The sequence below is a fragment of the Burkholderia sp. S-53 genome (genome assembly GCF_025560745.1).
Taxonomy (GTDB): Bacteria; Pseudomonadota; Gammaproteobacteria; order Burkholderiales; family Burkholderiaceae; genus Burkholderia; species Burkholderia pyrrocinia.
In genome coordinates this window covers 2,172,305-2,185,225 of record NZ_CP090483.1, presented here as the reverse complement: position 1 = coordinate 2,185,225, position 12,921 = coordinate 2,172,305, and the positions used below count along the sequence as shown (strand labels likewise).

13 protein-coding genes and 3 pseudogenes are annotated in these 12,921 nt (G+C 59.9%); 12 read left to right on the top strand and 4 right to left on the bottom strand.

Going from position 1 to position 12,921, the window contains the following annotated elements; translation table 11 throughout:
- Positions 1 to 70: 70 nt before the first annotated feature.
- From LXM88_RS15085 to LXM88_RS15075, 3 genes are read right to left on the bottom strand one after another with little or no spacing between them, the layout of a single operon-like run.
- Positions 71 to 274 carry a helix-turn-helix transcriptional regulator gene (locus tag LXM88_RS15085; RefSeq protein WP_081071377.1) on the bottom strand — a complete coding sequence of 68 codons (204 nt, stop codon included), beginning with the start codon at positions 272 to 274 and terminating at the stop codon, positions 71 to 73.
- Positions 275 to 288: 14 nt separating this feature from the next.
- Positions 289 to 762 carry a hypothetical protein gene (locus LXM88_RS15080; RefSeq protein WP_318654676.1) on the bottom strand — a complete coding sequence of 158 codons (474 nt, stop codon included), beginning with the start codon at positions 760 to 762 and terminating at the stop codon, positions 289 to 291.
- Positions 732 to 1,478 carry a hypothetical protein gene (locus LXM88_RS15075; RefSeq protein WP_262532556.1) on the bottom strand — a complete coding sequence of 249 codons (747 nt, stop codon included), beginning with the start codon at positions 1,476 to 1,478 and terminating at the stop codon, positions 732 to 734. Before LXM88_RS15075 ends, LXM88_RS15080 begins: the two co-directional genes overlap by 31 nt.
- 89 nt (positions 1,479 to 1,567) lie before the next feature.
- On the opposite strand from LXM88_RS15075, the pseudogene LXM88_RS37270 reads away from it, so the two are divergent.
- From LXM88_RS37270 to LXM88_RS15025, 11 genes and pseudogenes are all read left to right on the top strand, one after another.
- A pseudogene (locus tag LXM88_RS37270) lies at positions 1,568 to 1,669 on the top strand (phage tail protein); the annotation flags it as partial.
- Complete coding sequence (locus tag LXM88_RS15070; protein ID WP_262532554.1) at positions 1,644 to 1,850, top strand: tail protein X; 207 nt, start codon at positions 1,644 to 1,646, stop codon at positions 1,848 to 1,850. The pseudogene LXM88_RS37270 and the gene LXM88_RS15070, both read left to right, overlap by 26 nt.
- 10 nt (positions 1,851 to 1,860) lie before the next feature.
- Positions 1,861 to 2,913, top strand: coding sequence for a phage late control D family protein (locus LXM88_RS15065; RefSeq protein ID WP_262532552.1), 1,053 nt, complete (start codon positions 1,861 to 1,863; stop codon positions 2,911 to 2,913).
- 75 nt (positions 2,914 to 2,988) lie between these two features.
- The gene (locus LXM88_RS15060) at positions 2,989 to 3,438 is read left to right on the top strand and encodes a hypothetical protein (protein WP_262532550.1); all 450 of its coding nucleotides are present in this window, start codon (positions 2,989 to 2,991) and stop codon (positions 3,436 to 3,438) included.
- The gene (locus LXM88_RS15055; RefSeq protein ID WP_262532549.1) at positions 3,435 to 4,001 is read left to right on the top strand and encodes a glycoside hydrolase family 108 protein; all 567 of its coding nucleotides are present in this window, start codon (positions 3,435 to 3,437) and stop codon (positions 3,999 to 4,001) included. Before LXM88_RS15060 ends, LXM88_RS15055 begins: the two co-directional genes overlap by 4 nt.
- Before the next feature lie 2 nt (positions 4,002 to 4,003).
- Positions 4,004 to 4,645 (top strand): hypothetical protein, encoded by a 642-nt coding sequence (locus LXM88_RS15050; RefSeq protein ID WP_262532548.1) that lies wholly within the window; start codon positions 4,004 to 4,006, stop codon positions 4,643 to 4,645.
- Between the two features lie 278 nt (positions 4,646 to 4,923).
- A pseudogene (locus tag LXM88_RS15045) lies at positions 4,924 to 5,244 on the top strand (DNA adenine methylase); the annotation flags it as partial.
- 276 nt (positions 5,245 to 5,520) lie between these two features.
- Positions 5,521 to 5,757, top strand: a pseudogene (locus tag LXM88_RS15040) (IS4 family transposase); the annotation flags it as partial.
- Positions 5,758 to 5,900: 143 nt separating this feature from the next.
- A complete protein-coding gene (locus tag LXM88_RS15035) occupies positions 5,901 to 7,835 on the top strand; it encodes a collagenase (RefSeq protein WP_262542853.1) in 1,935 nt (644 codons plus the stop codon).
- Positions 7,836 to 8,144: 309 nt separating this feature from the next.
- Complete coding sequence (locus LXM88_RS15030; protein WP_262532547.1) at positions 8,145 to 9,371, top strand: SGNH/GDSL hydrolase family protein; 1,227 nt, start codon at positions 8,145 to 8,147, stop codon at positions 9,369 to 9,371.
- Positions 9,372 to 9,797: 426 nt separating this feature from the next.
- Entirely contained in the window at positions 9,798 to 10,106 is a 309-nt protein-coding gene (locus LXM88_RS15025) for a hypothetical protein (protein WP_262532545.1), read from the top strand.
- Positions 10,107 to 11,289: 1,183 nt separating this feature from the next.
- On the opposite strand, the gene LXM88_RS15020 is transcribed toward LXM88_RS15025, so the two are convergent.
- Complete coding sequence (locus LXM88_RS15020) at positions 11,290 to 11,955, bottom strand: hypothetical protein (RefSeq protein WP_262532543.1); 666 nt, start codon at positions 11,953 to 11,955, stop codon at positions 11,290 to 11,292.
- 95 nt (positions 11,956 to 12,050) lie between these two features.
- Here LXM88_RS15020 and LXM88_RS15015 point away from each other — a divergent pair, with 95 nt between their 5' ends.
- Positions 12,051 to 12,908 (top strand): hypothetical protein, encoded by an 858-nt coding sequence (locus LXM88_RS15015; RefSeq protein WP_059991416.1) that lies wholly within the window; start codon positions 12,051 to 12,053, stop codon positions 12,906 to 12,908.
- Positions 12,909 to 12,921 lie beyond the last annotated feature (13 nt).

The window sequence follows — 12,921 nt, the reverse complement described above, 5'->3', positions numbered from 1 at the left end:
TAGGTCACATCCAAGTAAATTCAGACCTGATCAGATGCTGACTGAGAGATCAGGTCTAGACGTAGACACGTCATTGGGTGATGGACATTTCGCGCGATGTGATGGAACGAATCCATGCCTGTACTTCTGTCTCTGCCCATAGTGAGAGATTGCGAACTCGTCGTGGCCTCGGGAAACTACCTTCCTTCATCATGTCGTAGATCGTCGTCTTGCCCAAGCCGACCATGTCGAGAACGGTCGGAAGTCGCAACAGTCGTTCAGTCGTGGTGCTCACTGTATTGTTCCTCGTTATTCGGTGACGGGCTGAATTGCACGGGCGAGTTGCATGAGTCCCGTTTCAAGCGTGATCGCGGCGGTAGCAGCCCAAGTGCGTGCGTCCTGCGCCGCCTTGTGGCGAGCGAACGATCCGATCTCGTCGGCCATCAGGTCCAGCAACTCGACGTCGGCCGCGTGCGAGATCTCGGTGATCAACGCGCGGATCTCGATGCGAAGGGCGTCGAGGCGCGCGAGCCTGCCTTGGCGGGTATCCGCCAAGGCTTTGTTCGTCTGTATAGGTTTGCGCCGCGCGAGCGGCGCTTCGTCCTTCTGGATCGCTTTTGCGGGCGCCAGCCCGCTGCAGTCCGACTGCGTTGAAGTACCGTTGACGCTCGCTAGTGCGATAGCCGGGCGCTTCTCCGCGTGTTCCCGCTTTCGCGGCAGCGGACGTGGGGTAGAAAGGGCCGGGCGCGGGGTCAATTTGCGGCTCCGGTCGGGAACGGCCATGCGGATGCGGGGTCGAGGCCGGGCTTTGCTTTCCGCGCCGGGAACGCTGTATCGAGCAGCGCCTTATTCGACGCGATCCGCTGCTTATGTTCGATGGCCGTCAGCACATCCGACAAATCGGGGCGTTCACCCTTCGCGGTGGCAGCAGAGAATTCGGCTGTCATGTCGGGATCGGGCATGTCGATGATCCCGTGCGCCCATTCGAGAATGCGCTTGAATGATGCTTGCTCGGCTTTCGTTCGCCCGTGGACCGGTGATTTGATCGTCTCGATGAGCCGCGCTGCGCCGGAACGAATCGCTTGAACGCGCGTCCATACCGCGCGCGTCTGGTGCGATACCTTCAGCGGTTCGCTCGCGAAGCTGGTCCCGGTGTTGTATTCGATCGCGTAAATCCACGCGCCCGGTGCGGGTTGAGCGACGCGAATGTAGGCCAGCGGGCCCTTGATTCTCCCGGTTCGGTCAGGTCCGCATACCGTATCGATAGGCTCGCAGCCGCCATTTGCGTCCGGCTCGGAGACCGGCCAGATCTTTCCGGACGAAGGGCAACCGAGAAGATCGGCGAGCGGCAGCAGCGCAGTGTGTACTGCTTCGATGGTCGGCTTTGCCAGTCGGCCGAAATTCTTGTCATGGAGTACAGCCTGCAGGGCCTGCAAAAGTTGCTTTGACTGTTTCTCACTGATCTTGGCGGGGGCCGTTTGGCGCGACGCTGCCTGCACCGGCGCATGTGTCTCGATCGTGGCATCCGCGGCCGTTGACGCGACGAGCGGTGCGGCGTCGCTGTCGGTGTCGGTATCGGTATCGGTGCGTCGACGAAGAGCAGGAGGCGTTGTTGTCCGACGGTGCGCCCCGCAAGCAAACCTACAGTCTGGAGTTTGGCCGCTATGGCGAAGATTTTGCGAACCTCTGACGGGGACATTCTCGACACGCTTTGCTATGCCCATTACGGGACGTTGAAGGGCATCGTCGAGGCGGTGTACGAAGCCAATCCGGGTCTCGCGCGCGAGCCGCAGCCGTTCAAGGCTGGCGTCTTGATCACGATGCCGGATCTCGACGTGCCGCGCGACGAACCGATTCAGCTGTGGTCGTGAGGGAGGGGCGATGCGAGCAATTTTTCAGGTCGTAGCGAACGGTGATGACATCACGCGCGTGATTCAGGACCGCGTGCTGCGGATCCGGACAAGCGACAAACCCGGCCTTGAAGCGGACGAATGCGAGATCGAGCTGGACGACCGTGACGGCAAGGTCCGATTCCCGCCGAAGGGCGCAACGTTGAAGATCTCGCTCGGATGGGAGGGGCAGGGACTGTCGATGCTTGGCGAGTATGCCGTCGACGAGATCGTACTGCGCGGCCCACCGGCGACGATTGTCATCCGCGGCCGGCCGGCCAACATGCGAGCGACGTCGAAGACCCAGCGCAATGGCAGCTGGACGAACGTGAAGCTGGCCGACATCGTTGGCGACGTCGCGCGGCGCAACAAATGGGTCGCGGCGTGTTCCGTCGATGCGGCTGTGCCGCGTGCGGATCAGTTCGGCGAGAGTGATCTGCACTTCATTACGCGGATCGCGCGACAGTACGGCGCGACGGCGACGGTGAAGGCGGGGAAGCTGATCGTCGGGCCGATCGGGGCTGGAAAAAGCGCGAGCGGCAAGGCGCTGCCGGCGGTCACATTGACGCCGGCCGATCTGACGGACTATGAGATCTCGTTTCCTGACCGTGCCAGCTTTGTTGCCGTACGGACGAAGGTACACGACAAGAAAACGGGGAAGAAGATCGACCTGACGATCCCGAATCCGGACGCACCGCCGGGCTCCGCCGCTGTCCATACCGAGCGCCATGCGTTCGCCAGTCCAGAGGCCGCGAAGGCCGGCGCGAAATCGCGTCTCGAGAAGCTGAACCGGCACACCGCGCGCAGCGTGCTGCGCATGAAGGGACGCACGGACATATCGGCCGAGAAGACCGTGAAGCTTTCCGGCTTCAAGCAGGAGGCGGACGGCGATTTTCTGGTCGATTCCGTACGACACACGTATGCCGGTAGTGGGTGGGAGACGTCGGTCGAGCTGAACGCCGGCAACAAGGGCAAGGCAAAGGTCGGCCATCGCAAGAAGCCGACGAAGAAAGTCGACCTGGTCGTACCGTCGCCGCCGAAGTAACACGCGCGAGCATCAATTTCTGGCAGCCGCCTCGGGGCAACTCGGGCGGCTTTTTTTATTTTCAGCGGGGGTTTGATGGGTGATGAAAAGCAGGAGGGGCTGGCCGTCCAGATCGCGACGTTGACGCAGCAGATGCGCGCCGTCGCGGCGAGTGTCGAGGACATCAAGCGATCGGTGCAGCCGTTCGCGGATCTCGACCGGCGGCTCGCGGAGATGGCGGTGCGGGCGGAGGCGACGCGAGAGGACATCGGACTGCTGTGGAGCCGGTCGCGGGCGGAGGAGCGCGCTCGCGCGGAGCTGGCCGACGAGATCTCCGACGTCGATCGCAAGGTTGACGCGATGAAGAACAAGGCAACGGGCGCGATGTGGGTGCTCGGTGTGTGTCTCGGCGTGGTGCAGACGTTTCTTGTCGGTTCGATCGTCTGGGTCTTCACGCATATCAACGAGGGCGATGCGCTCAACCGTTTGCAGCAACAGCGCATCGATTTACTGGAACAGGCGGTGAGCCGGGGAGGGAAGCAATGAACGTAACGGCGAAGATTGACGCGCTGATCGGGCGCGAAGGCGGGTTCTCGAACGATCCGAACGATCGCGGCAATTGGTATCTCGGGAAGCTCGAAGGAACCATGTGGGGTGTGACGGCCGCCGAAGCGCGCGCGTACGGATACACGGGGCCGATGAAGGACATGCCGCGCTCGACGGCCGTCGCGATCTACGAGTCGCGGTACTGGCGGCGTCCGAAGTTCGACCAGGTCGACGCGATCTCGTCGACGCTCGCGGAAAAGCTGTTCGACATCGGCGTGAACACGGGGCCGGCGACCGGCGTCAAGTTCATGCAGCGGGCGCTGAACGTGCTGAACCAGAACGAAAAAAAGTTCCCGGATATCGCGGTCGACGGTGGCATCGGACCGATGACGATCACGGCGTTGAAGGTGTTCCTGCAGCAACGCGGGGCGGACGGGCATCGCGTGCTGTACGGCATGGTCGCCGCGCAACAGTCGGTGTTCTACATCGAGCTGGCCGAGCGCCGGCCGGAGAACGAGACATTCGAATACGGGTGGCAGCTCAACCGTGCGCTAGGGGTGTAACGATGCTGGACATTCTGAAGACTGTTGCGCCGTGGCTGGTCACGGCGCTGACCAGCGGTGTGCCGGGTATCGCGGCGATGGCCGCGTCGACGATCGCGGACAAGCTCGGCTTCGGCGACGGTTCGGTGGACGCCGTGAAGGCGGCGCTGGCCGGCCAGTCGGTGACACCTGAGCAACTGCTCGCGTTGAAGCAGGCCGATACGGCCTTCGAGCTGAAGATGCGGCAGGCGGGTTTCGCGCACGCGGAGAGCATGGCGGGCATCCAGGTGCAGGCCGACAAGGTCGCGGCCGACGACCGTGCGAGCGCACGTCAATACGCAGCGGCCGAACACGACCACACGGCGCGGAACCTCGCCTACATGTATACGCTGGCGTTGTTCATTGTGATCGGGCTGGAGTTCTATCTGGCGATCGGCGAGATCAAGATGCCCGACGTCGTGAAGAGCACGCTCGACACGCTGCTCGGCGTGCTGATCACGATGGTGATCGGCTCGAAGGAGTATTTCTTCGGATCGTCGTCGCGGGCGGACAAGCAAGCGGACCGCATCACGCAGTTCGCCGTGTCGCCGGATATCACGGTAACGGGCGGGCCGATCGATCCGAAGGTGATCGCGTCGGTCCCGGTCGAGCGTCGGGCGCCATGACGCGCTGAAGAAACAGGGCACGCCGGATCGCGCTGGAGAGAACCCGCGTATCCGGCTGCTGATTCGAGAATCAGCCAAAGCCCTGACCGTCAACGCGAGTGCCATCGCTCAGGCGAGCGGCATTTTACACAACCATACGAAGAAACAGGGCGGCCGGGGGAATGTTGGAGCATTCGCCCGGTCGCCTTTCCACTGTCTGTGCCAGTGAATCAGCCAAGGCCCTGCTTACCTACGTAGGCGGGCCGGATTCTACACCAAGTTTTAAAACGGCTTTCACAATGGAAAAACCCATCATCCCTTGGATCGGCGGCAAGCGCCGTCTTGCAGATCACCTCATTCCGCGTTTCCCGGTGCACGACTGCTATGTCGAAGTGTTCGCAGGTGGGACCGCACTGTATTTCCTGCGTCCGCCAGCGAAGGTCGAAGTGGTCAACGACGTCAATGGCGAGCTGATCAACCTATATCGTGTCGTGCAGCATCACTTGGAGGAGTTTGTGCGGCAGTTCAAATGGGCGTTGACCAGCCGGCAGGTGTTCGAATGGCTCAAGCAGACGATCCCGGAAACGCTCACCGATATCCAGCGTGCTGCACGCTTCTACTAACTTGGGTAAATGTTTGCGTTCGGTTGGCGTTGGCGTGGATTACGGGAGCGGAGTCTTGCTAGACAATGCATAGATGCTGCTGTGTCGTCGGCCACTGAAAGTTGCTTTGCGACTGGGGTAGCAGTAATGCAAGATCGGAAATTATAAGCCCAATTCTGACGGGTTGTTGAATGCACTGCAACTCGGCGGAATGCGGCGGGCGGGTTTTACCCATTTCAGACTCCTCGGTTCAAGTGGCTAAAGTGTCCGCCAAGCCGGGGTAAGACCAAACGGTTCTTCGATGTCGATGAAATTCGTGGTGCGTATTGGCTGATCGACGTCAAGCAATCGGGCAAGCCCAAGCTCAATGAGGTACTGTGCTTGATCGCGCGCTTGGGCGGATTCCTCGGTCGCAAGGGCGCCGGCAAACCCGGCGCGAAATCTATTTGGCTGGGACTCAAAGAGGTTCATGTCGCCGCAAAGAAATTGCAGAGGTTACGTATCGGCGGTCAAGCTGGAAATTGTGTATAAGTCGATGGGTAACGGGGCCTGGCGGGTAGCGTCGCCATCGCGAGCCCTTGATTCGTCGACGGTTTCTCACTAGAAATTGAAATTGACATGTAAGGCAAATGAAATATACATTTGGCTTTTCCAAATTGCCGAGGACAAGTCAAATGCCAATAACCAAGGTGTCTAGCAAGATCTTTCGCTGGTCCGCTGCCGTCGCAATGTCGGTATCCGCGGCTTTGATCGGATCGGCATGGGCCGATACGCAGCCGGCGCAGCAAAAGCAAGCGCGAATGCCGCGCGTGCCGCAGAATCTGCCGGTCTCGCCGGAACAGGCCAAGTACAACCTTCCGGTCAGCGAGCAGGACCGCGCGGCATTGACTAAGCCTTCGCAGCAACAGCAACCGACCAAGCGCAGCAAACGCAGCGCACCGGGCGCCGATTGTCGCGACATGTTAGTGATGACCCAGTATCGCGGCGCAGCACTCGCCGACTACATCGCGAACCTTCCCGATTACGAATGCCATTACGGCCTGTTTTCCGTCGACAAAGCGTTGGCCGCACAGATTTTCAATGCTGAGAACGTGCACGCCGTCGCGAGTCGTTTCGTGCAGGAGGTATATCGCTATGACGCAAGCAATTTGATTCTGGTCAATTTGCTGATTTATCTGCGTTCCGCCTATTACCAATATGATGTGTCAGGCATCGCCGATCCGATTCCGAATCTCGCGGTGTCGCTGCGTCCGTATATCAAACAAAGCCTCGAGGGTGATGCACTCTACCGTGAGAATTCGCGTGCACCCAGCACCGCGAACGAGTTGATGAAGCTCATCACGAACATGAAGGATGAGGCGTACTACCTGCCAACGCTGAAGAACCGCGTTGCGCTCTATACGTCGAGCGCGACGAATCCGCAGGCGGCGGCGCCGCTGCTGCAGCGCAGTGCGGCGGACGGCTTCACCGGCTTGCTGACGGTGTTCTTCTACGCGCATCAGCGCAGCGACGCGCGGCAAATGCTCAACAGCGACGCGACGCTACCGGAGACGCTCAATCGCTTCGCCGTCGCGAACCGTGCGAGCCTGTCGAACACAAGCGCCGCCTACCAGCTCGCCGATGCGGCGCGCGAAGCGTTTCGCTTTCTCCGATATCCGACGCAAAAGCCGCGCGTGAAAACGATGATCCAGACCATGCTTGCTTCGACGAGCATGACTGGCGCGGACAGCGATCTGTGGCTCGCGGCGGCGGAAGCAGTCGACTACGGCGATCCTGGCAACTGCGCGGATTACGGCACGTGCGACTACAAGAAGCGGCTGACCGACGCGGTGCTCACGCATCGTTACGCGTGCAACACGAGCGTGCGTATCCTCGCGCAGGACATGACGGTACCGCATCTGCAGTCGGTATGTGCGGCGGTCGCGCGGCAGGACGATTACTTCCACCGGATGATGAAGACCGGACGCAAGCCGGTCGTGGGCGATCGCAACGACACGATTGAGTTCGTCGTCTTCGACGACTACGCGAACTATCGCAAGTATGCTTCGGTAATCTACGGAATCAGCACCGACAACGGCGGCATGTATCTCGAGGGCGACCCGTCTGCGCCCGGCAATCAGGCGCGTTTCATCGCCCACGAGGCGTCGTGGCTCCGACCAGAGTTCAAGGTGTGGAACCTCGAGCACGAGTTTACACATTATCTTGACGGTCGCTACAACTTGGCGGGCGACTTCACGGCGAGCACCGCGAAGCCGACTGTCTGGTGGATCGAAGGCGTCGCCGAATATCTGTCTAGAAAGAACGACAATCAGGAATCGATCGACGCTGCGCAGACGGGCGCATACCGGTTCTCGGACGTGCTCGAGACGCGTTACTCGTCGAGCGACTACGTCGCGCGTGCATACCGGTGGGGCTACATGGCAACGCGCTTCATGTTCGAGCGTCATCGCGCCGACGTCGACACGATCGTGTCACGCTTCCGTGCGGGCGATTACGGCGGCTACGAGAACTATGTCGCGTACATCGGTCGCAGCTACGATAGCGAGTTCGCCGATTGGGCGCGCAACGCAACGACGGCGGGCGAGCCGCCGCTGCCGATGGCGAGATAAGCAAGCGCGGCCGTGTGAATGCAAGTGTGGAACGACGGCGACACCTACGACGCGGCCCCCACTTTTCGTGACGAACGCTCCCCATTCTGGCCCGCCCGTGGGGGGCGTGCGACTGACGTGCGTTGGTCGCCGCGTGCGTAGTCGTCGGCGGCGCAATCAAAATAACCCGAGGGCATCATGAATCATTCTCGTCTTGCCTTGTTTATTCACCGTGCCGCCGTCGCGGCACTTAGCGCCGCGTTGGCGTTCGCTATTTTTCCCGCGCTCGCCAAGGCCGGCCCGGCCCCTCTGTCGACACCGACCGGCGACATGACGCTGTCACCGGCAGGCCCGCTCGCCGAGCCCGGCAAGCAGCCGTTGGCCGCGCCGGTCGCGTCGCAGCGCGCCGCGCGGCGAGGTGCCGACACCTACACGTACCTGCGCTGCTGGTACCGGATCGACACGGACCCGCTCAAGCCAGCCGCGACCTACGAGTGGGCGCGCGATCCCGGCAGCGGCGACTGGTATCGTGTGAACGGCTACTGGTGGGCGGACGGCGTCATGCAGTGGAAAAATATGTTCTACAGCACGACGACGCAGGACACGCTCGCCGAGGTTTGCCGCAAGACGCTCGCCGCGCGCGGCATCCGCGCGAACCTGACGCAGGCTGTCGCAGCGAACAACGCGCTGTCGTTCAACTACACGATCTGGACCATCGACAGCGCGCAGCAGGACGAGCGCACCAACAAGCTGATCGTGTTCGGCGACAGCCTGTCCGACACCCAGAACATGTTCAACGCGAGCCAGTGGAAGCTGCCGAATGGCACCAGCTGGCATGCGGGGCGCTTCAGCAACGGACCAGTCTGGGCCGAGTACGTGGCGAACGCGCTGCACCTGCCGTTCTACAACTGGGCGATCGGCGGCGCTGCGACGGACCAGTATCTCGTTGTGCCCGGCCTCGTGCAGCAGATCGACTCGTGGCGCGAATACATGGATCGCGCGCCGGACTACCGGCCCGCCAATACGCTGTTCGCGGTGTTCGCGGGCGGCAACGATCTCGTGAACTACGGCCGCACGCCCGAGCAAGCGGCGAACGCGGTGCGGGACAGTCTCGAGCGGCTCGCTGCGGCCGGCGCGACGCGCATCCTGCTCGTCACGCTGCCGGACGTGTCGCGCGCGCCGGTGTTCGCGACGCGCACCGACACCGCCAGCGTCGCCGCGCAGGTGAAGGACTACAACCAGCGGCTCGTCGACGCGACGGCCGCCGTGCGCGCCCGCTACGGCGCGACGCTACGGCTCGAGGTGTTCGATGCGTACGCGCTGTTCGACGACTTGCTGAGCCACCCCGCGCAATACGGCTTCGACGATGCGAAGCGGTCGTGCCTCGACATCCCGAGGCCGTCGTCGTTCACCTACCTGGCCGCGCAGACACCGCGCGCGGACTGCCGCGATCCGGCACGTTTTGTGTTCTGGGACACGCTGCACCCGACGACGCGCACACACACATGGATAGCAGAACGTCTGGTGCCGTTTTTGCGAGAGCGATTCGGAATCTGACTAGGCAAGAGCGGGTGTCAGTTTGCCCAACTCCGCCGGCGTCTGGTTCGCGTAGCCAATTTTTGCGGCCTTCGGTTTTGTGCCCTGCGGCGGGATTTTTGTAACCAATCAGGCAGTGGACCTATCCGCGACACTATCTGGGTCCAGACTAGGCGAGTTCGACGATTGTCCGAAGTGAGGCACGGTCGTTGCTTTGCAACTGAGCGAGCGTGCGCGATGCTCAGAAGCAACAAAGCCCGCTGCAAGCGGGCTTTTGCGTGCTACAAATTTGCTACAGCACGGGGCGTGAGGCTTGCCGGGCAAGGCTCTCGCCTCTCATTCCGTCCCCTGAACTACGGGATGGGTTGAATCCGCAGCCAATAGAAGACATCCGTCGACGCTTTTATCCCAACTGCCGCGAGTGAGGAGATCCAAGTCTAAACACTGTTGTTCAAAGAGAGCAACCAGGATGCGGTCGTCCGCGTGATCGAGGCATACCTGGTTGCTAACGACGACTACGCACACAACGTCAAGCCTATCCTGGCGCGTGGCCGCAAAAAGTTCTCTTATTACGGCGGAGGATATGGTGTGATGATGGATGCAATCGTCTACGTCGCGCTCTTTTCGGACTTGATAAAAGAGCTATTTTTTTATGAGTTTACGCAGATGGTCATGGAGTACTTGACCATCTACAATTTTCTCGAGATCGTCAGGGACCTCTACTTCATGGATTTCCTGCCCCGGCAGCGCACGTAGTCCAGCACGCGACCCAGTGTCGTTTCCTACCGAGTATGATTTCGTGTGATCGACCTTACTTCCATGCGCAAAGGCCTTGATCTCACCGTTTTCCGTGATAACAGTCATTTTCATACGTAACCTCCGCCCATGAGATTGTGATAGCACCATCGCGGGCCGTCATTCCAGAAATCGACGAAATACGTTACGTTTCCATTCTCCTCGACCCTTGTGCCTTGCCTGGTGGCCCACATCAAAGAGTCAGGAGTCTTTGCGTCTGCTGATGCGGCTTGGGCTCCGTGACTTGCTCCAAATGTATACCACCAGCCGATTGGAGCGTTTGGGGCAACCCAAGTGGGGGTAAGGGCATTGTTAAAAGCCATTTAAAGTTCCTCTCTTTAAGAAAAGAGATTTCGCATCTGCCGATGCGCATCGGTCGCCATGGCGTGTTCCGCTGTATGCGAGCCGCCTATATCCCATTTGGCGCAACCCAAATGGAATGTTAGGGGGTAAGATAAAATGGAAAAATTAACTTTTTCACAAAAGCATCTGCACGTCGAAAATAGAGTGATCCGCAGGAAAGACATTGGAATGCCTAATTAATTTCGCTAATGTGTATGCAAGCGCGGGCGGAAAAATAAGTGCGCGGTCCGCATCGAATGGATGCGCACAAATGCGATGGAGGTATGCATGGTCGCGAGCGTCACGTTTTTAGTTGATATTTAAATAATCATTTGCCGTTGAGTTGTTGAAATTATTCACTGGAAGTGATTGTCTTGTTTATAGGCCGGGCTGACTCGAAGGCAAGGACTTTTTGCGATGTGGAAAACAAATAATCAAATCTTCGCAATGCTCGTCGCAAGTGTTGACGGCAGTGTAAAAATTTGTGGACCTCAGCGTCTCTCCTTTCCGGGGCGCTGGGCTGCTGCCCGGCTCGGCACGCTCTCCTCGTGGGCCGCAAGACCGAAGCACGCCCGATACGTGACAGCACGAGTGGCCGTTGCAACTTGTGGATTCAACCCGTCGATGCAACACACTCGAAGCTGCCGTCAACGCCACGCCCGCCCAAATGGCGGTTGTGGGGCGCGTGCAGCCCATAACTCACCGAGAAGGCAGCAACTTGAATGTGTCGAGAGGTTTGGGTGGGCGTCTAATGAATATAACTATTTGATTTGTAATGAATATAGGCGGCCTCCAAAGCCGTTTAGGCCGGCTCGATTCCGGCGCGCGTCCCCTGAACGCGCTTGGCGGTCATTTCGGCGATGCGGCGGTTGTGGGCATCTCGCTTATCGTCGATCTTCTTAACTACATCACTCAAGTCCTCATCGCGGCACCACTCGCCTGGCTTGGGCAATTCGAGCGGCATCCCGGCATGGCGGCGGAGTCGCTGGGCTAGGTCTGACGTTTGGAGGCCTAGATCGGCATAGGCGCGTCTCCGAGTCCAGAAATACTCGGTATGGTCTGGATAGTCGTCGTCGAATTCCGCGATGCCGGCGAGCGTGTTTTGGATTTTCTCCTTTTGGTCAGGAAGCCGCAGAATTGCGTACATGAGATCCTTCGGCAACACCTTCCACTCGACATCAATGTCCAGCGGCTGAAACTCAGGTGGCGTCGTGGTTGGCGCGTACTCCTCCTCGTTGCGGCCGGCGGGTCTGCCATACTCGGTGCCGTCATCGAGCGCGACGTGCAAGCAGCCGTTGGCAAAACGGTCCAAATGGGACACGACGATGATCGCGAGATACGAAGTGTCCTTCTGGCGCCTCGACCTATTCGTTAGCCATTCTTTAACGGCGACGAACGAATTGCCCAGCAGTACGCCACTGATGCCCGCTGTTGCCGAGATGACGGCCGAAATGTTTCCTGTGTCCATGCTTTTCCCTCGAAGTGGTCAGACTGCTACCCGCGCCCAGCGTCCGTGTGTCCGATCGGTCTATCATTCGAGTCGTATCGACTCTGGAGCGGTTTATGGTACGCCCGCTTGATTCCGACGATTTTCGCGCTCGCCGGAAGGTGTTGGAACCCGATGATTTTGCTTCGTCGGATGGCGAGCCCGATCCGCCGCCCTCTGATTTGATCTCGGAGGAGGCGTGGGACGGAATCATGACCTTACCCGATGACGTCGCGATCCGAACGACAAGTCACTTGGGCGAATGGGTCGAGTTGCTTCACGACCTTTGGGCGGGATGGGTGGAGTCCTTCCCGCGTCGATCGATCATCACGGATGCAATGCTGGATTGTGCAGACGACTTTTCTGCGGCGTTATTCAACCTTCTCCACGGTTTTTACAAGCAGGCGATTGGCGCGCTCAGAAATGCGCTGGAGGCAACGGTTCTTGCATGCGAATGTACCTTGTCGCGATCAGCGGATACGTGGCTTGCGTGGCAGGGCGGCAAAGAAATTGCGTTTCGCAAGACACTGCCGAAGCTCGCCGCAACTGCCAAGTTCACTGCGCTTGAGGCGCACGTGAGATCGATTGCCGGTGGGGGCCTCTTTCCAGAGGCAGAGAATAAGGATGGGGTCGCGTGGGCAAGGAATCTTTATCAGCGCCTTAGCAACTTCTCGCACGCGCGAGGAGATTCGACCAACGGGGTACTGTGGCAAAGCAACGGCCCGATTTACAGCGAGCAGGGCATGCGGGCGTCCTGCCACCTGTATCTAGAAACGTACGTCTTGCTAGTGCTAGTGCTGAAGGCGACGTCGAGACGATTCCAGGTGCCGAGTGCGTCGCGAATCCTATTCGCACCCAGCAGCCTCGAAAAATTTTGTCCCGAACCCTTCCCGCGCGTCTGTGAGGCGTATGCGACGGCCATTGACCGGATGTGAAAACAGGGCCGCG

What these genes read in the sequence shown, in the direction of transcription:
- LXM88_RS15070 (WP_262532554.1), top strand. Translation starts at nt 1,644, where the DNA reads ATGGCGAAGATTTTGCGAACCTCTGACGGGGACATTCTCGACACGCTT.
- LXM88_RS15050 (WP_262532548.1), top strand. Translation starts at nt 4,004, where the DNA reads ATGCTGGACATTCTGAAGACTGTTGCGCCGTGGCTGGTCACGGCGCTG.
- LXM88_RS15015 (WP_059991416.1), top strand. Translation starts at nt 12,051, where the DNA reads ATGGTACGCCCGCTTGATTCCGACGATTTTCGCGCTCGCCGGAAGGTG.
- LXM88_RS15030 (WP_262532547.1), top strand. Translation starts at nt 8,145, where the DNA reads ATGACGCTGTCACCGGCAGGCCCGCTCGCCGAGCCCGGCAAGCAGCCG.
- LXM88_RS15065 (WP_262532552.1), top strand. Translation starts at nt 1,861, where the DNA reads ATGCGAGCAATTTTTCAGGTCGTAGCGAACGGTGATGACATCACGCGC.
- LXM88_RS15060 (WP_262532550.1), top strand. Translation starts at nt 2,989, where the DNA reads ATGGGTGATGAAAAGCAGGAGGGGCTGGCCGTCCAGATCGCGACGTTG.
- LXM88_RS15055 (WP_262532549.1), top strand. Translation starts at nt 3,435, where the DNA reads ATGAACGTAACGGCGAAGATTGACGCGCTGATCGGGCGCGAAGGCGGG.
- LXM88_RS15035 (WP_262542853.1), top strand. Translation starts at nt 5,901, where the DNA reads ATGCCAATAACCAAGGTGTCTAGCAAGATCTTTCGCTGGTCCGCTGCC.
- LXM88_RS15020 (WP_262532543.1), bottom strand. Translation starts at nt 11,955, where the DNA reads ATGGACACAGGAAACATTTCGGCCGTCATCTCGGCAACAGCGGGCATC.
- LXM88_RS15080 (WP_318654676.1), bottom strand. Translation starts at nt 762, where the DNA reads ATGGCCGTTCCCGACCGGAGCCGCAAATTGACCCCGCGCCCGGCCCTT.